This window comes from Sphingomonas sp. Leaf38, assembly GCF_001421825.1.
Lineage (GTDB): Bacteria > Pseudomonadota > Alphaproteobacteria > Sphingomonadales > Sphingomonadaceae > Sphingomonas.
On sequence record NZ_LMLD01000010.1, the window covers coordinates 93,060 to 111,578 of the forward strand.

The window sequence follows — 18,519 nt, forward strand, 5'->3', positions numbered from 1 at the left end:
TTCGCAGGCGACCTATTCCATACCCTAAATAAACTCAGCTCCTTTTGCTTAAACGCAAGAGGGGCCTCTGTCTGTAATATTTGACTAAGTTACTCCGCCAATTTGAAGGACAATCCATGAACCCTGTACCTGTTGACCTTAGCCGCCTTAATGATCCTCGCGTTATCGACCATATCGAAAAGGTTGATAGCCGTATCCGTGGCGGGTTCCGCCTTTGCCTTGATGTTCTCGGTATCGAACTACCGGACTACGCCAAGTGCAAGCCTGCAGGTCGCCCTTCGATTGCAAAGCTAATGGCTGCTGCCGATGCAGATACGGACACAATTAAAACCTATCGCCATGAGAAGCTTAAGATTGGCGTCTTTGCGCCTAATCCACAACGCTAATTTCTAATCTCGATACCCTCATACATACGAAAGAAGACCAATGACAAAGAATACCACGCTTGCAGATATCGCAAATGAGATTGAAGCACTTGATGCTCAGTTGTCAAAGATCAATGATCTTGTCGATTTGATAGGCCAGCCCGCAGTCCTTAAGGCTGATGAAGTCGCTAAGGCCCTTGCTGATGCAAAGGATCGCTTTGCCGACGCCCTTGCTAACCAAGGTGAGGTAGAGCGAGAGGAACGACTTAAGGCTTTCACTGATATCCGCATTGTCGCTACACCCGGTCACAACCTGATGAATACTCCTTTCATGATCTATTACACCCGTAAGACTTGGGATAACGATGCAAAGGAGTCTCTCCCCAAGGTGCATGAATGCAGGGGGTTTGCTGCACTGGACGATGCTGCATACGAATATCTCGTAACGGTAAAGCCACATCTGATCCCTGCTGAGATTATGGCGCTGGCACCGGGCAATGCACAGGAGGCGTTCAGCCTGTACTTCGTCGGTAAACAGCGGGGCTATGTTAAGGGCGCGGCGGTCGCTGCGTAATGTCTAACCCTGATGATCGGGGGACAGGGGATGCGCCAAGGCCATCCCGCCCTGATTATGTCCCCAAGGTCGCTCTAGTCCCGCAGACCCTAGACGATCTGATGCAACGGGCAGGCCCCTATGGTGATGCCGCGAAGACCCATCTGGAATGGTCCGCCATTTCCGTTTGGTTGATGAAGACAGACGGCGAGCAACTTGAAGCCGTATCGTTGCCGGTCCGTGTCGCTCACCTCTCTGTCATCCTGACAAGGGAAGCCGAGGAACATGCCGCAGGATGGCCCCGCCTAAGCGGCGCTGCCGTAACTCCCGCAATCTACGGCTTCTCCCCGGACAGCCAATGCGAAGCCCGCCGCTCTGCCGCTCAAGTCCGTTCGATCTGGGAAGCCAATGGCCGTCCGTACCTCAGGCCCAGCGATTGCAAGTTTGCCTTCCAGTACCTTGCCGCCTGCATCCGTAGCGGGATCATCCCGCCCCTGCCGACAATGGGCGACGTGGAGCCAAGCTCCCCTGCCAAACCGGCACCGCCCCACATTCTAAATATGTTTAAGGAATAAAACCAATGACCGCACTAACTCCCCGCCAAGCCATTAAGGTGAAGGCCGCACTTTCCCTGATTGCAGTACATGGGCACAATCCCCGCTCAGTACAGAAGCAAGCTCAGGACGAAATGGCAAAGGGCTATCCGGCCAATGCCGCGTACTCTACAGCTCTAAACTCATTCACGGCTCGCGTTCCTGCATTGAAGAATACCCTAGAGATTGCTGTCGATCTTATCCATAACAGCGATGATGCTACCGTCTCGATGTATGACAAGGCACTGACAGCATATAATAACAGCGGTGACGAAAGCCATCTTGATAACCTAGCCCCTATGATCCTTGAGGATGCAAAGGCATTGGCTATTGGCAAGGGCGAAGTCACCGAAGCCGATGCAGCTAACTGGACCGTTGATGATGCTCTAGGTAGCACTATCGAAGCCTATGCAGAGACGCCCGATGTTCCTGAGGCATCTTCGATCCCGCCCGGTGAGACGGTCAAAAGCTCATTCGGATTTAACATCCCGAAGCCGAATACGCCACAGGCCCCGCAGCAGCCCGCTCAGGCGCAACAGACCGGCCCGCAGTGGATCATGGGCCCGACCGGCTACACCCTCGTAGCGCAGGCTCCCAGCGGCCCCACCGGGCCTCAGACGGGACAGAGCATGACCGGCTATGATCCCTACAAGGGCGGACAGGACGTGACTGGCATCCGGGTAGGCTTGACCGGGGACGCGGCCCGTCGATCCAATGGCACGCCGGTAGGCGATGTTGCTGGTTTCCAGAACGATACGGGATACCGCGTCACCCCGACCGGGGAACAGGCCCGCCGAGAGGCTGGCGTCCCGCTTGGCTACGATGCCTAATAGACCGGCTAGGAGAGTCGCTGAGAGGCGATAACTAATCAGGCCATACAGATACCCGAGCGCATCCAATCGACTCCTGACGGGGCTGAACGGGGCGCTCTTGGATATCTGTGTCTTTGGCTCGTCACCAAGGCGACATGATAGGCAGCGAGGGAATGCCTCGACTGTCAAATGCTGGACGTACCCCGGTCTTATCCGGTCCCCGTCACGGCCTGCCGTTAGGCTTCACCGCTTGTCTCACCCTATCGCTAGGATGGCGTACCGTCCGGTTATCCCTTGCCGAGTAAGTCGGCACTCTTAGCATCACCTTACGGATCAGCCGTTCCCTGACGGGACTTAAGACGGGATAACCGTAGGCTATCTGCACGGCCCATTATTCGGATTTGCTGGCAATAACAAGTCCCGGCACGCGATAGGTCGCCATAGCCTCGACCAAGCTAAGCAGATCGTACCCGCTCCCGTAGTCATCTGCTACATCGCGGCCAGCATGGCCCATTAACTGCCGCTGCACTCCCTCCGCGATCCTGGCCCTACGGGTGTAATCCTTGAAGGTATGCCGGAAGGAATGGAAAACCTTACGCTTGTCGGCAACTCCGCATACGGTCCGCAGATAGCGGCCAAACCATTCGCCCCATTTAGCCGTATGTCGGCCGTAGATATTAGGCTTGAGGTCCGGGAACACCCTGCCCTTTTGATCGGCCAGCTTCTCAACATACGTGATGAAGCCAAGCCGCTCTAACTCGGGATGCAACGGGACAAGCCGTTCACTCGCCGCGTTCTTGATCCTGTTCGCCTGCCCTAGTTCGTCAGTACCCGCAGCGATGCTTAGGAACCATCCTGACAACATCTTGCCGTCTTGATCGGGGTATTCCTTAAGCTGAACGTCCGACACGCGAAGCTGTCCAATTTCCTCCAGCCGCGCCCCAGTGAATAGGCCGAGCAGCGGTAGCCAGTATGCAGCTTCAAGCCTTCCGCCCTTGGGCCGATCCCCATTGGCATAGACCGGGCTGGCAAAGATGGCCTGTAGTTCGGGCAGGGAGAACGGAAGCCGTTGTGTTTTACCACTGTCGGCAACCTTGACGCTAATACCCTCAGCTACGTTCGTCGGCGCTAGATCGTTCTGATATGCCCAGCCAATCAACGTCCGCAGGCGGGAAAGCTTCATGTTCGTATTGGAGACGGTTTGCCCCTCAGTGAGCAGCTTGTCCTTGAACGCCAGCACGTCCTGCCGCGTGATTTGCTCAACCGGCTTGCGCTCTGTTCGGGCATAAAACCATTCGGCTACTGACTTGTGAGTATCCTTGCCCTTGGGAACGACACCGCGTTCCGCAGCCCAGCGGTCTAGAATATCTTTGTCGAGATACAGGCCGGAACCGATAACAGGCTCGCATTCAACGGCTTGATTTTTGCTTTCCGATGCGCGGGCATTTTGTCCGTAGCGAGCGTGGAGGCTGTTTCGCAGCGCTTCCAGTTCCGCCCCTGCCCGCTCTCGCTCATGCAGCACTAACAGCCGACCGGCCCTAGCTATCTCAGCCGGGGAAGCGTCAGCCTCCTTGCCCTCGCTAAGCGCATCCATGATCGGCCCTAGAGCTTCATGCTCCATATCAGCCGTAAAGTTCGCATCCGCTGCATAGTCAGCTTGCTCTTGCTCAGCTTGCCAACGCTGCCGCTCCCGCTCGATCTGTGCAGCGGACTTGATAGGTATCGGCTTAGGTACGGATTTATCCCCGGACTTATCCACAGCTTTATCCCGCTCCGCTTGCTTGAGCAGGGCGTGAGCCTCCTTCGTCATATCGGGTATCACGGCCTTAGCGGCGTCACGGTCCTTTAGACCCAGCGAACGCTTTATCTCCCGCTTGCCCGCCATGTAGGGCCGCAGGTCCGCAGGTATGCCCATGCGGAAATAATAGACCCCGTTAGGGGCTCTGTGGAGGTATGAACACATAGGCTTCCGTCCTCGTACCTTTGTACTAGACGCTTGTAAAAAGCCTTTGCCTCCCAATACTTTACCGTGATTTCAACGGTTTAAAGAGAATGGTGGAGCCGAGGGGGATCGAACCCCTGACCTTTCGCATGCCATGCGAACGCTCTCCCAGCTGAGCTACGGCCCCATTCCCGTTGGGAGGCGGCTCACTAACCGGAGCCGCCCGGGTTGGCAAGCGGCGTAAACACCGCCTGCCAAATTTCTTTATCTCAACGCTCGTGTTCGTCCTGCGGCGTCTCGACGCCGAGGTCGTCGTCGCCGCCCAGATCGACTTCGTCGTCCGCCGACGGCTCTTCGTCCTCGCCGGTGATCGAGGCGATGTCCTCTTCCTCGTCACCCTCGAGATCCGCGTCGGGCTTCTTGGTGTCGGGCTTGGCGACCTCGAACGGCAGCGGCTGCTTGGACTTCAGGATGGGCTCGGGTTCCCACGCATAGCCGCACTCGATGCAGGTCACGGGGTCGGCTTTTTCGAGGTCGTAGAAACGCGTCGCGCATTTCGGGCACGAACGCTTCGTGCCCCATTCCGGCTTGATCATGCCGATAGAACCTTTCGGATGAATGGATTGCGGGGGGATACCCTCGCAAAGTGGGCGCGCCTTGCCATAGCGCAAGGCCACTGTCAAAAGCCCGGCCCGATGACACACCCCCTTCCCCTGCCTCTCGATGTGGTTTCGCGCGGTCCGTTGACCGGTTCGATCGCGGTTCCCGGTGACAAGTCGATCAGCCACCGCGCGCTGATGTTTGCCAGCCTCGCGGTCGGCACCAGCCGGATCGAAGGGTTGCTGGAGGGTGAGGATGTGCTCGCTACGGCGGCGGCGATGCGCGCGATGGGCGCGACGATCGCGCGGCAGGACGACGGCATCTGGGTCGTCGACGGAGTCGGTGTCGGCGGGTTGCTCCAGCCCGAGACCGCGCTGGAGATGGGCAATTCGGGCACGTCGACGCGGCTGCTCATGGGGCTCGTGTCGAGCCATCCGATCACCTGCACCTTTACCGGCGACGCGTCGCTGTCGGGACGGCCGATGGGCCGCGTGATCGAGCCGCTGTCGCAGATGGGTGCGGATATCACCGCGTCGCCCGGCGGCAAGCTGCCGCTGATGGTCCGCGGGATCTGCCCCGCAGTGCCGATCACCTACACGCTGCCCGTTGCTTCGGCACAGGTGAAGTCGGCGATCCTGCTGGCGGGGCTCAACACGCCGGGCATCACGACGGTGATCGAACCGGTCGCGACGCGCGATCACAGCGAGCGGATGCTGACCGGGTTCGGCGCCAAGCTGACTGTCGAGGAAACGAACCAGGGCCGCGTGATCTCGATCACCGGGGAAGCGGAGCTCAGGCCGCAGGACATCGTCGTGCCGGGCGATCCGTCGTCTTCGGCCTTCTGGCTGGTCGCGGCGTCGATCGTGCCGGGGTCGGACATCGTCGTGCGCAATGTCGGGCTGAACCCGACGCGGATCGGCATCGTCACCGCGTTGCGCATGATGGGCGCCGACATCACCGAGCTCGACCCGCGGACCGTCGGCGGCGAGCCGGTTGCCGACCTGCGGGTGCGTCACGCGGCCCTGACCGCGATCGAGGTGCCCGCCGATCTCGCGCCGAGCATGATCGACGAATATCCGGTGCTGTTCGTCGCCGCTGCGTTCGCGACCGGCACGACGGTCGCGCGCGGTGCGCACGAACTGCGCGTCAAGGAATCGGACCGGATCACGACGATGCGGATCGCGCTCGAGGCGTGCGGCGTCGCGTGCGAGGAATATGAGGACGGCATGGCGATCACCGGGTCGGGCGGCGCGCCGATTCGCGGTGGCGCTCGGGTGGCCTCGAAACTCGATCATCGCATCGCAATGAGCATGGTGGTAGCTGGACTTGGGAGCGGCGAGCCCGTCACGATCGATGATGTATCGCCGGTGGCGACGAGCTACCCCGTGTTCTTCCGGTCGCTCGACGCGCTTACCGGCCAGGGGAATTAAGATGATCATCGCAGTCGACGGCCCGGCGGCATCGGGCAAGGGCACGATCGCGCGCGCCTTGGCCAAGCATTACAAGCTTCCCTATCTCGATACCGGGCTGCTGTACCGCGCGGTCGCGTTGAACGTGGCGCGGATGGGGCTCGATCCCGAGAGCGAAGCCGACTCGGTCGCGGCCTGCGATTTCGACGACGCGATGATGACCGATCCGGCGCTGCGCGACGACGATATCGGCGCGCTCGCCTCGATCGTGTCGGCGCACCCGCTGGTCCGCGCGGCGCTGATGCAGCGGCAGAAGCGGTTCGCTGCTCAGGAGGGTGGCGCGATCCTTGATGGCCGCGACATCGGCACGGTGATCGCACCGGATGCGGACGCGAAGCTGTTCGTGAAGGCGACGCCTAACATCCGCGCGCAACGGCGGCATGCGGAGTTGCAGGCGCGCGGTGGGACGGCGAGCAAGGACCGCGTGCTGGCGGATATTCGGGCGCGCGATGCGCGGGATAGTGGGCGGTCTACCGCGCCATTGGTGATGGCGGCGGATGCTGCGTTGCTGGATACGAGCTTTTTGTCGATCGAGGCGTCTGTGCAGCGCGCGGTGGCGCTGGTTGAAGCGCAGCGGGCGAAGAAGGCGGCGGTTTAGGCCTCTCCCCTCACCAGAATAGGAACACCACCCCGGCGGAGGCCGGGGCCCAATTGGGAAAGTCGCCGTAACGAAGCGCTATCTTAGGCCAGTACCGTCCCCCATTTGGGCCCCGGCCTTCGCCGGGGTGGTGTTTGGGTTGGGTTAGGGCTCCGTGCATTAACAGTGTTTCCCCGCGAAGGCGGGGACCCAGACTGGGCTCCCGCCTTCGCGGGCGAACAAAGACGCTGAGAGCCCCCGCCCCTTTAAAGCGCCGTCGCCAGCGTAATCGCCCCCAGCACAACGCCCGGAAAATTCGCCACCGCGATCGGCCAGTCGCGCTTCTGCTTCAGCACGCCATACGCGACCCAGAGCCCGCAATTGACCATCGTCGCGAGCGGCTGGACCACCGACCCCTTCTGCCCGCCAAGGTTCAGCATGATCTGGTCGATATACGACAGATACATCACGATAGCCGTCGCCGTAGCGATCCAGCCCAGCACGAGAATGCCGCGTTCGCTCAAATCTTCGCTCCTGTTGTGAGCCGCCCCTAACGAAGCAGTAGCCAACTTGCTCCGAGACGTGGTTTCGGCTACACAGAGGTGTCCGGCGAGCGATGCTCGTGGAGGAAGGCGCGGAGACCTCTGAGTCTCACGCGCCGTTTTCGCATTCAGCGTCTACGTCCTCTGCGCCTCGTGCCGTCCGGATGCTGCGCCGGCGTTCGGTCGTCGCGGCAACGAAGGCCAAGACCAGCGGACCCAACCGCTTGGCCGGAAACAGACTAGGATTACTGAATTCTATGGCAACCCAGGTAATGCCGACCCGCGACGATTTCGCGGCGATGCTGAACGAAACGCTCGGCGACGCCGACAGCTTCGAGGGCCGCGTGGTGCATGGCACCGTGACCGGCATCGAGAACGACATGGCCGTCATCGACGTCGGTCTGAAGTCGGAAGGCCGCGTGCCGCTTCGCGAATTCGCAGCGCCGGGCCAGAAGGCGGACCTCAAGGTCGGCGACGAAGTCGAAGTCTATGTCGACCGCGTCGAGAACGTGCACGGCGAAGCAATGCTCAGCCGCGATCGCGCCCGCCGCGAAGCCGCATGGGACAAGCTGGAAACCGAATTCTCGAAGACGACCCGCGTCGAGGGCGTGATCTTCGGCCGCGTGAAGGGTGGCTTCACCGTCGACCTGAACGGCGCCGTCGCGTTCCTGCCGGGCTCGCAGGTCGATATCCGCCCCGTGCGCGATGTCACCCCGCTGATGGACATCCCCCAGCCCTTCCAGATCCTGAAGATGGACCGCAAGCGCGGCAACATCGTCGTGTCGCGTCGCGCCGTTCTCGAAGAGACGCGCGCCGAGCAGCGTTCGGGCCTGATCCTCAGCCTCGCCGAGGGCCAGATCATCGACGGCGTCGTCAAGAACATCACCGATTACGGTGCGTTCGTTGACCTCGGCGGCATCGATGGCCTGCTGCACGTCACCGATCTCAGCTACAAGCGCGTCGGTCACCCGAGCGAAGTCCTGAACATCGGCGACACCGTCAAGGTGCAGATCATCCGCATCAACAAGGACACCCAGCGCATCAGCCTCGGCATGAAGCAGCTGGAGAGCGATCCCTGGGATGGCGCGATGGTCAAGTATCCGGTCGGCGCAAAGCTCACCGGCCGCGTCACGAACATCACCGAATATGGTGCGTTCGTCGAGCTGGAAGCGGGCATCGAAGGCCTTGTCCACGTGTCGGAAATGTCCTGGACCAAGAAGAACGTCCATCCGGGCAAGATCGTCAGCACGTCGCAGGAAGTCGACGTCATGGTCCTCGAAGTCGATTCCGAGAAGCGTCGCATCTCGCTCGGCCTCAAGCAGGCTCAGGCCAATCCTTGGGAGGCGTTCGCTGCCGCGCATCCGATCGGCTCGACCGTTGAGGGCGAAGTCAAGAACGCGACCGAATTCGGTCTGTTCATCGGCCTCGACAACGACGTCGACGGCATGGTCCACATGTCCGACATCGCCTGGGGCGTTTCGGGCGAGGACGCGCTCAACCTGCATCGCAAGGGTGAGACCGTCGAGGCCGTCGTGCTCGACATCGACGCCGAGAAGGAGCGTATCTCGCTCGGCATGAAGCAGCTCGAGCGTGGCGGGCCTTCGGCCGGCGGCATCGCAGCAGCAGGCGACAAGCTGAACAAGAACGCGATCGTCACGGTCACCGTTCTCGAAGTCCGCGACGCGGGCCTCGAAGTGCAGCAGGGCGACGATGGCGCGACCGGCTTCATCAAGCGCACGGATCTGGGTCGCGATCGCGACGAGCAGCGTCCGGAGCGTTTCCAGGTCGGGCAGAAGTTCGACGCGATGGTGACGGGCTTCGATCGTTCGAAGAAGCCGACCTTCTCGATCAAGGCTATGCAGATCTCGGAAGAGAAGCAGGCCGTTGCACAGTACGGTTCGTCCGATTCGGGCGCGACTCTGGGCAACATCCTGGGCGAGGCTCTCAAGGCTCGCACGGAAGCTGAAAAGAAGTAAGTCTAACGATTTACCGATAAATTGGCCCGGCATGTCCCAAACATGCCGGGCTTTTTATTGCCTATTCCATTTTGGTTTTTCATTGCGCTCGGATTAGTGCTAACGCTTCGCAAGTTGATTTATGTCAACGAGCGGAACTGCGAAACGAGCGGGAAAACGAATGATTCGATCTGAACTGGTCCTCAAGATCGCCGAGGCGCATCCGGACCTGCAACCGAACGAAGTCGAACTGATCGTCAGCACGTTTTTTGACGAGATTTCCAAGCGATTGGCCGCGGATGGCCGGGTCGAGTTGCGCGGCTTCGGCGCATTTTCGACGCGCGCCCGCGATGCCCGCACGGGTCGCAATCCGCGTACCGGCGAAGTCGTCGCGGTCGATGCCAAGCGCGTCCCCTATTTCAAGCCCGGCAAGGAAATGCGTGCGCGCCTAAACGTGTGATCGACGCGATTCGCGATCTTCAGCGCCGTTCGGTCGAGTTTCTGCCCGAGACGGGTTGACCCGACGGACGGCGTCGTCTTGTTGGGGGTGTGTGCGGACGTGGCGAAACCGGTAGACGCAGGAGACTTAAAATCTCCCTCCCTAGGAGTGCGGGTTCGAGTCCCGCCGTCCGCACCAGCGCCCCTGCGTTTCTGGCGATCTGTCTCGCGCTGAGCACAGCGCTTGCGGGGTGCGATAATCGTCGCCCGGACACCGGCGCCGTGGTCGTCAGCGCGATCGGCGAGCCACCGCGGGTCGCCGATCCGCGCCGCACGCTGCTCGACACCCCCAGCAGGCTGCTGATCGACTCGACCGCGCAGGGCCTTGTCCGGTTCGACGCCGCGGGACAGATCGAACCGGGTCTCGCCGAGCGCTGGATCGTGATCGACGGCGGAATGAGCTACATCTTCCGCCTGCGCGAGGGCGATTGGGGCGACGGCACGCCGGTCACCGCCGATCAGGTCGTCGCGATCCTCAAGCGCCAGATCGCACCCGGCTCGCGCAACCCGCTCGCACCGTTCCTGACCGCGATCGACGAAATCGTCGTGATGACCCCGCAGGTGATCGAGGTCCGGCTTGCCCGCCCTCGTCCCGATTTGCTCAAGCTGTTCGCGCAACCCGAATTGGGCCTGTTACGCGTGACGCCGACGGGCGGCAGCGGTCCTTTCCGTGTCGCGCCGCACGGACGTGGGCGAGCGCCGCTGCTGCGCCCTGCCTTCGATCCGAACCAGGCCGACCCCGAGGATCAGCGAGCGACTAAGCCCGAGGAGGACGTCCGGCTGATCGGCGAACGCGCCGCGCGTGCGATCGCGCGGTTTGCCAATCGCGATTCGGACCTCGTCAGCGGCGGCAGCTTCGCCGATTGGCCGTTGCTCGCGACCACCAGGATAGCGCCGGGCAATGTGCGGATCGATCCAGCAGCGGGACTGTTCGGGCTGGCGATCGTCCGTCGTGACGGTTTTCTCGCCGAGGTCACCAATCGCGAGGCCGTTGCCGAGGCGATCGATCGCACCGCGCTGACCACGGCGATTGCGCCCGCCTGGGATCCCGCCGACCGTATCCTGCCCGACATCCTCGATTCGGCCGCGCTGCCGCAGGTTCCCGCCTGGACGCTGCTGACGCAGGACGAGCGCCGGATCGCGGCACGCCAGAAAATCGCGGCCTGGCCCGAGGGGCCGGTTACGCTCCGGATCGCACTGCCAAACGGTCCGGGGGCGACCTTGCTCTACGCGCAGATCGCCGGATCGCTGATTGCGGTCGGGATCACGCCGCAGCGAGTCGAGGCTGACGCCGACGCCGAGCTCGCGCTGATCGATGCGGTTGCGCCCTATGACAGCGCGCGCTGGTATCTGGCCACGGCGTGCGTGCTGTGTGGCGAGACGGCGCAAGCCGCGATCGATGCCGCGCGCGAGGCGCCGACGCTCGCGGAACGCGCGCGGCGGATCGCTGTGGCGGATGCGGCGATGAATGCGGACGTCGCGTTCATTCCGCTCGCCCGACCGTTGCGCTGGTCACTGGTCTCGGCGCGGTTGCAGCAATGGCAGCCCAACACGCGAGCATGGCACCCGTTGAACCGGTTGCGTGCCGACACCAACTGACGCTCATGAATCAGCGCCCCACCCGCCTCGCCTCCGGGCTGACCTTCGACTCCCTGCCGATCGGGCGCGACGCGCTGTCCGTCCGCCGCCGCGTCGAAGCGATGGAGCGCGTCATGGAGGGGCTGTTCACGCTTCCCGGCACCAACCGCAAGGTCGGCATGGACGTTATCCTCGACCTCGTCCCGTTCGGTGGCAGCACGATCGCGGCTGCGGTCGGCGCATGGATGGCCTGGGAAGCGCGCAACATCGGGATGTCGCGGATCCAGATGGCCCGCATGTTCGGCAATGTCGGCGTCGACTGGGCGCTCGGAATGATCCCGTTCGTCGGGGCTATCCCCGACTTCTTCTTTCGCTCGAACACACGGAACCTGCGGATCATCAAGAAGCATCTCGACAAGCATCATCCGTCGACGACGACGCTCGAGGGCTAGTATTCGGCGCTCCGGTGGAGGCGAAGGCCCGATTGGGAAACGTCGGCAAGGGCACCGGCGCTTTATTGCGGCTACCGCACCAAATAGGCCCTAGCCTCCGCGGGCGCGGCAACGCAGGATCGCCTATCGACGTCCCCGCCAGATCTGCAGCGGCGCGCTCGGGGCCAGCCCACCTTGGTGCACCGGGCAGCGGCGATAGCGGAAGCGGCGGTCGAGACAGATCCAGACCTCGTCCAGCCAGCCCTGCTTCGACGCCGTCACGCGCATCATGTCTGGTTTCAGACCCGGGTTCGCCCCTGCCATGGCGGCCGCGAACCGCCAAGCGGTCAGCGGCGCTCGCGACAGCGCATCCATGTCGGGATAGCGCAGCTTACCGTAAAGAGCCGCCGACTGGTTGAAATATTTCGCCGGACGATAGCCAGGCATGCAGGTGCCATGCTTCGCCCATTCATGCTGGAGCAGTTGCGCTGACGGCGTCGTGCACAGGTGCGCGCGGATGACCGGCGGCGGCACGAACTCGGCGGCGCGACAATATTGCGGCCACGCCTTGCCGACGCCATCCGGCCACAGCCCGTGGAGCGTAAAGCCGAAGCGGTTTCCCGCGCCGCACTGGAACGTCGCCCCTGCCCGGTCGCCATTGTCGCGACAATATTGCGGCGTCCAGCTGATCGCCAGCGTGTAGCTGCCGATCGGCACGTCACGCTTTGGCTGGCTCTCGGATGGCAGGTCCGGGCGGACGCGCTCCACCGTTGCCGGCGTCGTGCATTGATAGGACTGCGCCTGCACCACCGCGGGGAATGCGATTGCCGCAGCGGCGAGCGTCACTCTAGCGAACATGCGCGTTATCCTCGTTAAGATCATCATGCCGCGCGTCATGCCCGTCGTCATCGATATCGGGCAGTTCGCCGAACCAGAGCTGCGCGTCGGCCGCAAACAACTGGATCGCGGCGGCTACGTACAGTGCGTTGGTGACGATCGACAGCGCCACCGTCATGCCATTCGCCGCGCGACCCATGAGTAAGGTGCCGAGCGACAACAGGATGCTGAGCACGCCGAACGCGGCGAGGACAACGACCACCCATTTTGCGACGAAGCTCGGCGCGCGGGCGGTGAAATACCAGAGCAGCAGCGCGACCGCGATGCTGATCGCCTGCGTCATCGGCAGGACCCAGGTCGCAGCGGCGAGTATCGGGTTGGCGCCGAGGATCGCGGCACGCTGGCTCCAGCTGGTGGCGGACACGACCAGCCCAAGCACGAACGCGGCGAGGTAGAGCCGTTCGTACCGCACGATGGATGGCGGTCTGATCATGATCCTGGTCCCCTGCGTCCGATCCGACGCCGCGTCCGCGCCGTGCCGGCCTGGCACGGCGATCACAGCATCGCGAAATCGAGCCCTATATCCGCCGCAGGTGCCGACTGCGTCAAGCGGCCGACCGATATGTAGGTCACGCCGGTCTCGGCGATCGCGCGGATCGTATCGAGGTTGACGCCACCCGACGCCTCGGTCGGCACGCGGCCACCGACCAGAGTCACGGCCTCGCGCAACATCGCCGGCGGCATGTTGTCGAGCAGCAGGCGCGTCGCCCCGGCGGCCAGAGCAGGCTCGACCTGATCGATGCGATCGACCTCGACGATGATCTGCGCAATCCCGGCCGCCTTCGCCCGGCGAACGGCCTCGGCAACGCCGCCGGCGACCGCGACGTGGTTGTCCTTGATCATCGCCGCATCCCATAGCCCCATGCGGTGGTTCTGCGCACCGCCCGTACGCGTCGCGTATTTCTCCAGCACGCGCAGCCCGGGAATCGTCTTGCGCGTATCGAGCAGGATCGCACCGGTTCCCTCGATCGCGTCGACATAGGCCCGCGTCATCGTCGCGATTCCCGACAGATGCTGGACGGTGTTCAGCGCAGACCGTTCGGCGGTGAGCATCGCCCGCCCGACGCCTTCGAGCCGCAGCAACTCGGTACCGGCCGCAACCACATCGCCATCGCGAACCAGACGCGCGATCCGAACCTGCGGATCGAGCGAACGGAAGAACGCCTCGGCAAGATCGAGCCCGGCGACGACGATCGGATCACGGCTATCCATCACGCCGGTAAAGCGCGCGTCGGCGGGAATCACCGCGGTGGAGGTAATGTCGCCGAGCGCGCCGAGGTCCTCGCCCAGCGTCGCCGCGACAAAGGCATCGATGTCGAAGTCACCCGGAAACCCCAAACGCTCGGGCAATGCTGCGTTCACCTATCGCCTCCCAGAATTCGCCGACCGGCCTTGCAACCGCCGGTGCCAAAAAACGGCCTGCGGGGACAGCAAAATTCAGCCGCCCCCGCGGCACGAAAAATACTTCGAGATAGCCGGAACCAATATCCCCAACGACGGTTTCAGGCCGGATACCCAAGGAAATTCCGATGATTACCAAGACGATCGCCGATACCGCACACCTCAACGCCCTGCTCAACGAGGCGCTTGCGCTGGCCGACGCCTTGGAACTGCCGATCGTCGCAATCCACGTCGACCAGGCGCTTGCCCAGCTCGGCGGAGATTCCACCGCCGCCTGAGCGCGGATTATCGCGCGCCCAGATCGCCTTTGCCGACGGTATTCGACGCCATACGCAGCATCGCGTCGAGGCTCTTCTTGGCCTGAAGCCTGAGGCCTTCCTCGATCTCGATCCGCGGGCTCAGGTCGCGCAGCGCGACGTAGAGCTTTTCCAGCGTGTTGAGCGCCATGTACGGGCAGATGTTGCAGTTGCAGTTGCCGTCCGCGCCCGGCGCACCGATGAAGCGCTTGTTCGGCAATGCCTTTTCCATCTGGTGGATGATGTGCGGCTCGGTCGCGACGATCAGCGTGTCGCCCGGCATCGCCAACGCATAGTCGAGAATGCCGCGCGTCGAACCGACATAATCGGCGTGATCGAGGATGATCGGCGGGCATTCGGGATGCGCCACCACAGGGGCCCCTGGATGCTGCGCCTTGAGCTTCATCAGCTCGGTCTCGCTGAACGCCTCGTGGACGATGCACACGCCCGGCCACAGCAGCATGTCGCGGCCGGTCTTGCGCGCGAGATAGCCGCCGAGATTGCGGTCGGGGCCGAAGATGATCTTCTGCTCGGGCGGGATCTGCGCGAGGATCGTGTCCGCCGACGACGAGGTGACGATGATGTCGGAGAGCGCCTTCACCTCGGTCGAGCAGTTGATGTAGGTTAGCGCGATGTGATCGGGATGCTTGGCGCGGAACGCGGCGAACTGCTCGGGCGGGCAGCTGTCCTCGAGGCTGCAGCCGGCATCCATGTCGGGCAATACGACGATCTTGTCGGGCGACAGGATCTTGGCGGTCTCCGCCATGAACCGCACGCCGCAGAACGCGATGACATCGGCGTCGGTAGCGGCCGCCTTGCGCGACAGATCGAGGCTGTCGCCGACGAAATCCGCCAGATCCTGAAGCTCGGGCTTCTGGTAGTAATGCGCGAGGATGACCGCGTTCTTCTCCTTGCGGAGCCGCTCGATCTCGGCGCGAATGTCGATGCCGGCGAAGTTCTGGTTCAATTCCATGATCGTATCCCGAGTGGTGCCCGTCTTTTAGCGCCTGTTCCCTAGCACGTCCTGCAGCGAGCGCGAGGTATCCCAGCGTTCGGTGCTCGGGGTCGGCTCGTCGGCGAAGCGTACCGCGACGGTCGCGTCGATCCCCGCGGCGCGCAGCGGCATCGCGAAACTGCGCTCGACCGCGCGGCGCGTGGCGTCGCGCGCGAGCTTGATCATCGCCGGCTCGCGCGCCTGGCGGATCAGTTCGATCTGGCCGGCGCGACGGTTGGCGGCATCGAGGCGCTTTTCGGCATCGGTGAAGGTGGTCAGCACGCCGCCCGAGCCATATTCGCGGACTGCGGTGAGATCCACCTGCGGACCATCCGCCTCGATCGCGGGCAGCCGTACGGACAGCGTCTTGCTGGTGCCGTCCCACGCGACATCGGCCTGCGTCAGCTTGGCCATGTCGACTTCATAGCGCACCATGCCCGGCATGATGAGCGTCTTCTCCGTGGTGAAACCCAACTGCGACTGTTTCGACGTGACGACCGCGACATAGCGCGCGGCGAACGCGGAGAGGCGATTCTGTTCGCGCAGCCCCGCCAGGCTGGCGCTGGCGATCGTCGTCGGGTCGGGGGTCAGCCGGTCGCTCACATAACGCTGCACGCCCCAGAGCGCGAGCAGACCGGCGAGGATCAGGATGACGACGACGCCAACCGCCTTTGCCAGAAATGCGCCGATGCCGCTTTTGCGGTTCGGTTCGATTACGTCGTCCGCCATGTCTCGCCTTCCTCGATCACCAGTCCACGGGTTTGCAGATCGTACAGATGGGCCAGCACCGAACGCGCGGCCGCGGGTACGAGCCGCGCGTCGAGCCCGACATACATACGCTCGACCAGCGCCGGGATCGGCCGCGCGGCGTCGCGGAGCAGTCGGAGGATCTGCCCCTCGCGCTGCTTGCGGTGGCCAAGCATGCCGCGGACAAGGCGTTGCGGCTTCTCGATCGCCTCGCCGTGGCCGGGGTAATAGATCCGGTCGTCGCGCCGCATCAGCTTTTCGAGACTCGCCAGATAGGCCGTCATGTTCCCATCGGGCGGCGAGACGATCGTCGTCGACCATCCCATGACGTGATCGCCGGAAAACAGCGCCTTGGTCTCGGGCAACGCGAAGGCAAGGTGGTTCGACGTGTGGCCGGGCGTCGCGATCGCCTGCAGCGTCCAGCCGGCGCCGGTGACCGTATCGCTCTCGTGCAGCACGCGGTCGGGGGCATATGCCGTGTCGAAGGATGCATCCGCGCGCGCACCCGCGTCGGCCAAGTCGAAGGGGGCCGCGCCGACGATCGGTGCGCCGGTGATTATTTGCAACGGCCGCGTCGCGGGACTGTGGTCGCGGTGGTGGTGCGTGACGACGATCGCGGTGACCGGGCGACCGTCGATCGCGCGGGTCAGGGCATCCAAGTGCGCAGGATCGTCGGGACCCGGGTCAATCACACCGACATCGGTCGTGCCGACGATATGCGTCTGCGTGCCGGTATAGGTGTAGGGCGACGGATTGGGCGCGAGCACACGGACGACGAGCGGCTCGAGCTGGATCGGGATACCGGTCGGATGCTCAGCCATGGATGCGAGATGGCCGCTTGGCGCAGCGATGGCAAGACCCGCATATTTCGGGCGGCTGTCGCCGATCTTTACAAGTCGGTATCATCAACATTGGCGATTAACCATCGGATGCCCCGAAACAGCATGACTGAGCGATTTTGGCACGCCCGATGCATCGTCTGAGCGGTCACCGAACGCATCCGCGTTCACGCAGGGTGGATCGACCGCTTCTTCCGGTCTCGCGTCGATCCACCCTCCCCGGTGCTGCTTCAAAATCGATCATCGGGACGCGCAGAGCCGGATTGTGGCGTCGAGGCATGCGACGATGCCGTACCTATCATCGAACGCTGGGGGATCACTCGATCCAGGTGCCCCCCGCTAGACAATGCCACCCCAGCATCCTCTGGGGTGGCGATTGAGGAGGGGCGGAAGTTCTGCGTCAGTTCGCCTTCTGCGTTTCGAACAGTTGCGCCAGTTCGCCGCTTTCGTACATCTCCATCATGATGTCCGAGCCGCCGACGAACTCACCATGGACATAGAGCTGCGGGATGGTCGGCCAGTCCGAATACGCCTTGATGCCCTGGCGGATACCCTGGTCCTGCAGCACGTCGACGCTCTCGAACTCGACCTCGAGATGATTGAGGATCGCGATCGCGCGGCTGGAAAACCCGCACTGCGGGAAGAGCGGGCTGCCCTTCATGAAGAGGACGACGGGGCTGGCTTTGACCAGGGCGTCGATGCGGGCGTTGGAGTCGTCGGTCATTGATAGATCCTCAGGAAATTGCGGTGGTAAGCTGAAGTGCGTGCAGAACGCCGCCCATACGGCCACCAAGCGCGGCATAGACGGCCTGGTGCTGCTTCACGCGGCTCATGCCGGCGAAGCTCGCGGCGATCACTTTTGCGGCATAATGATCGCCGTCACCGGCAAGATCGGTGATCTCGACCTGCGCGTCGGGAATAGCGTCGCGGATCATCGTCGCGATGTCGTCGGCAGCCATCGGCATCTCAGCGCGCCTCCAGCAACTGGCGACGCGCCTCGATCATCTGCTGCGCGAGCGCACGGCGGACGGTCGCCTCGTCGTGATCGAGGCCCGCCGCGGTCAGATCGCCGACCAGCTTGCGCACGACGTCGTCGTCGCCGCCGCCTTCCATGTCGGCATGGACGAGCGCGGTCGCATAGGCATCGGTCTCTTCCGGCGTAAGCTTCATCTCCTGCGCCGCCCAGCCGCCGAGCAGGCGATTGCGGCGTGCGGTGATCCGGAACGCCATCTCCTCCTCGCGTGCGAAATTCGCCTCGCTCGCGCGTTCGCGATCGTCGAATGTGGTCATGTCGCGAATTCCCGTTGAGCCTCGTCTTGGCCCCGAGATAGGTCGCCTACCGTCGCTACGCAATAATCGACGGGATTCGGTAAAAACCTACTAGCGCCACGCCGAAAATGTACCGATATATATGACGGTCACGTGACAAA

General features: G+C 63.0%; 23 protein-coding genes and 2 tRNA genes. 12 read left to right on the plus strand and 13 right to left on the minus strand.

What is annotated here, in order from left to right; all coding sequences use genetic code 11:
• Positions 1 to 80: 80 nt before the first annotated feature.
• From ASE88_RS18815 to ASE88_RS18825, 4 genes are all read left to right on the plus strand, one after another.
• Positions 81 to 386: a hypothetical protein gene (locus ASE88_RS18815; RefSeq protein ID WP_162233399.1), complete on the plus strand. Its 306-nt coding sequence runs from the start codon at positions 81 to 83 to the stop codon at positions 384 to 386.
• A 40-nt stretch (positions 387 to 426) separates the two neighbouring features.
• Positions 427 to 939, plus strand: a complete 513-nt coding sequence (locus ASE88_RS18820) for a hypothetical protein (RefSeq protein WP_156356958.1) — start codon at positions 427 to 429, stop codon at positions 937 to 939.
• A gap of 101 nt (positions 940 to 1,040) precedes the next feature.
• Positions 1,041 to 1,493: a hypothetical protein gene (locus ASE88_RS05995; protein WP_056476616.1), complete on the plus strand. Its 453-nt coding sequence runs from the start codon at positions 1,041 to 1,043 to the stop codon at positions 1,491 to 1,493.
• A 5-nt stretch (positions 1,494 to 1,498) separates the two neighbouring features.
• The gene (locus tag ASE88_RS18825; RefSeq protein WP_156356959.1) at positions 1,499 to 2,341 is read left to right on the plus strand and encodes a hypothetical protein; all 843 of its coding nucleotides are present in this window, start codon (positions 1,499 to 1,501) and stop codon (positions 2,339 to 2,341) included.
• Positions 2,342 to 2,714: 373 nt separating this feature from the next.
• Here ASE88_RS18825 and ASE88_RS06005 read toward each other — a convergent pair whose 3' ends face one another.
• From ASE88_RS06005 to ASE88_RS06015, 3 genes are all read right to left on the minus strand, one after another.
• Positions 2,715 to 4,286 (minus strand): DUF6538 domain-containing protein, encoded by a 1,572-nt coding sequence (locus ASE88_RS06005; RefSeq protein ID WP_321163402.1) that lies wholly within the window; start codon positions 4,284 to 4,286, stop codon positions 2,715 to 2,717.
• 90 nt (positions 4,287 to 4,376) lie between these two features.
• Positions 4,377 to 4,452 (minus strand) — tRNA-Ala (locus tag ASE88_RS06010).
• 82 nt (positions 4,453 to 4,534) lie between these two features.
• Positions 4,535 to 4,861, minus strand: a complete 327-nt coding sequence (locus ASE88_RS06015) for a TIGR02300 family protein (RefSeq protein WP_031395784.1) — start codon at positions 4,859 to 4,861, stop codon at positions 4,535 to 4,537.
• A 99-nt stretch (positions 4,862 to 4,960) separates the two neighbouring features.
• Here ASE88_RS06015 and aroA point away from each other — a divergent pair, with 99 nt between their 5' ends.
• Both aroA and cmk read left to right on the plus strand, forming a co-directional pair.
• Positions 4,961 to 6,295: a 3-phosphoshikimate 1-carboxyvinyltransferase gene (gene aroA, locus ASE88_RS06020; RefSeq protein WP_056476624.1), complete on the plus strand. Its 1,335-nt coding sequence runs from the start codon at positions 4,961 to 4,963 to the stop codon at positions 6,293 to 6,295.
• 1 nt (position 6,296) lies between these two features.
• On the plus strand, positions 6,297 to 6,932 hold the full coding sequence (gene cmk, locus ASE88_RS06025) for a (d)CMP kinase (RefSeq protein WP_055879641.1): 636 nt from the start codon (positions 6,297 to 6,299) through the stop codon (positions 6,930 to 6,932).
• Between the two features lie 245 nt (positions 6,933 to 7,177).
• Here the strand turns inward: cmk and ASE88_RS06030 are convergent, their stop codons facing one another.
• Positions 7,178 to 7,435: a SemiSWEET family transporter gene (locus ASE88_RS06030; RefSeq protein WP_056476627.1), complete on the minus strand. Its 258-nt coding sequence runs from the start codon at positions 7,433 to 7,435 to the stop codon at positions 7,178 to 7,180.
• Between the two features lie 275 nt (positions 7,436 to 7,710).
• On the opposite strand from ASE88_RS06030, the gene rpsA reads away from it, so the two are divergent.
• From rpsA to ASE88_RS06055, 5 genes are all read left to right on the plus strand, one after another.
• Positions 7,711 to 9,429 carry a 30S ribosomal protein S1 gene (rpsA, locus tag ASE88_RS06035; RefSeq protein ID WP_055879635.1) on the plus strand — a complete coding sequence of 573 codons (1,719 nt, stop codon included), beginning with the start codon at positions 7,711 to 7,713 and terminating at the stop codon, positions 9,427 to 9,429.
• A 160-nt stretch (positions 9,430 to 9,589) separates the two neighbouring features.
• On the plus strand, positions 9,590 to 9,868 hold the full coding sequence (gene ihfB, locus ASE88_RS06040; RefSeq protein ID WP_055879632.1) for an integration host factor subunit beta: 279 nt from the start codon (positions 9,590 to 9,592) through the stop codon (positions 9,866 to 9,868).
• A 93-nt stretch (positions 9,869 to 9,961) separates the two neighbouring features.
• Positions 9,962 to 10,045 (plus strand) — tRNA-Leu (locus tag ASE88_RS06045).
• 83 nt (positions 10,046 to 10,128) lie between these two features.
• Entirely contained in the window at positions 10,129 to 11,505 is a 1,377-nt protein-coding gene (locus tag ASE88_RS06050) for an ABC transporter substrate-binding protein (protein WP_235527853.1), read from the plus strand.
• A gap of 5 nt (positions 11,506 to 11,510) precedes the next feature.
• Complete coding sequence (locus ASE88_RS06055) at positions 11,511 to 11,936, plus strand: DUF4112 domain-containing protein (protein WP_056476630.1); 426 nt, start codon at positions 11,511 to 11,513, stop codon at positions 11,934 to 11,936.
• A gap of 123 nt (positions 11,937 to 12,059) precedes the next feature.
• Here ASE88_RS06055 and ASE88_RS06060 read toward each other — a convergent pair whose 3' ends face one another.
• The 3 genes from ASE88_RS06060 to nadC form a co-directional block, all read right to left on the minus strand.
• Complete coding sequence (locus tag ASE88_RS06060) at positions 12,060 to 12,773, minus strand: ribonuclease T2 family protein (protein WP_056476633.1); 714 nt, start codon at positions 12,771 to 12,773, stop codon at positions 12,060 to 12,062.
• The gene (locus ASE88_RS06065) at positions 12,763 to 13,245 is read right to left on the minus strand and encodes a hypothetical protein (protein ID WP_156356960.1); all 483 of its coding nucleotides are present in this window, start codon (positions 13,243 to 13,245) and stop codon (positions 12,763 to 12,765) included. The genes ASE88_RS06060 and ASE88_RS06065 overlap by 11 nt, the downstream gene beginning before the upstream one ends.
• A 62-nt stretch (positions 13,246 to 13,307) precedes the next feature.
• Positions 13,308 to 14,174, minus strand: a complete 867-nt coding sequence (gene nadC / locus ASE88_RS06070) for a carboxylating nicotinate-nucleotide diphosphorylase (RefSeq protein ID WP_414893458.1) — start codon at positions 14,172 to 14,174, stop codon at positions 13,308 to 13,310.
• 167 nt (positions 14,175 to 14,341) lie between these two features.
• On the opposite strand from nadC, the gene ASE88_RS19200 reads away from it, so the two are divergent.
• On the plus strand, positions 14,342 to 14,491 hold the full coding sequence (locus tag ASE88_RS19200) for a hypothetical protein (protein WP_200910174.1): 150 nt from the start codon (positions 14,342 to 14,344) through the stop codon (positions 14,489 to 14,491).
• Between the two features lie 7 nt (positions 14,492 to 14,498).
• On the opposite strand, the gene nadA is transcribed toward ASE88_RS19200, so the two are convergent.
• The 6 genes from nadA to ASE88_RS06100 form a co-directional block, all read right to left on the minus strand.
• Positions 14,499 to 15,482 carry a quinolinate synthase NadA gene (gene nadA / locus ASE88_RS06075; protein ID WP_055879618.1) on the minus strand — a complete coding sequence of 328 codons (984 nt, stop codon included), beginning with the start codon at positions 15,480 to 15,482 and terminating at the stop codon, positions 14,499 to 14,501.
• 27 nt (positions 15,483 to 15,509) lie between these two features.
• Complete coding sequence (locus ASE88_RS06080) at positions 15,510 to 16,232, minus strand: DUF4230 domain-containing protein (RefSeq protein ID WP_055879614.1); 723 nt, start codon at positions 16,230 to 16,232, stop codon at positions 15,510 to 15,512.
• Positions 16,217 to 17,071 carry an MBL fold metallo-hydrolase gene (locus tag ASE88_RS06085; protein ID WP_056476639.1) on the minus strand — a complete coding sequence of 285 codons (855 nt, stop codon included), beginning with the start codon at positions 17,069 to 17,071 and terminating at the stop codon, positions 16,217 to 16,219. The genes ASE88_RS06080 and ASE88_RS06085 overlap by 16 nt, the downstream gene beginning before the upstream one ends.
• 418 nt (positions 17,072 to 17,489) lie before the next feature.
• Positions 17,490 to 17,813, minus strand: a complete 324-nt coding sequence (grxD, locus tag ASE88_RS06090; RefSeq protein WP_055879610.1) for a Grx4 family monothiol glutaredoxin — start codon at positions 17,811 to 17,813, stop codon at positions 17,490 to 17,492.
• Between the two features lie 10 nt (positions 17,814 to 17,823).
• Positions 17,824 to 18,054: a BolA/IbaG family iron-sulfur metabolism protein gene (locus ASE88_RS06095; RefSeq protein WP_056476642.1), complete on the minus strand. Its 231-nt coding sequence runs from the start codon at positions 18,052 to 18,054 to the stop codon at positions 17,824 to 17,826.
• A 1-nt stretch (position 18,055) separates the two neighbouring features.
• Positions 18,056 to 18,379 carry a DUF1476 domain-containing protein gene (locus ASE88_RS06100; RefSeq protein WP_055879606.1) on the minus strand — a complete coding sequence of 108 codons (324 nt, stop codon included), beginning with the start codon at positions 18,377 to 18,379 and terminating at the stop codon, positions 18,056 to 18,058.
• Between the last annotated feature and the right edge of the window lie 140 nt (positions 18,380 to 18,519).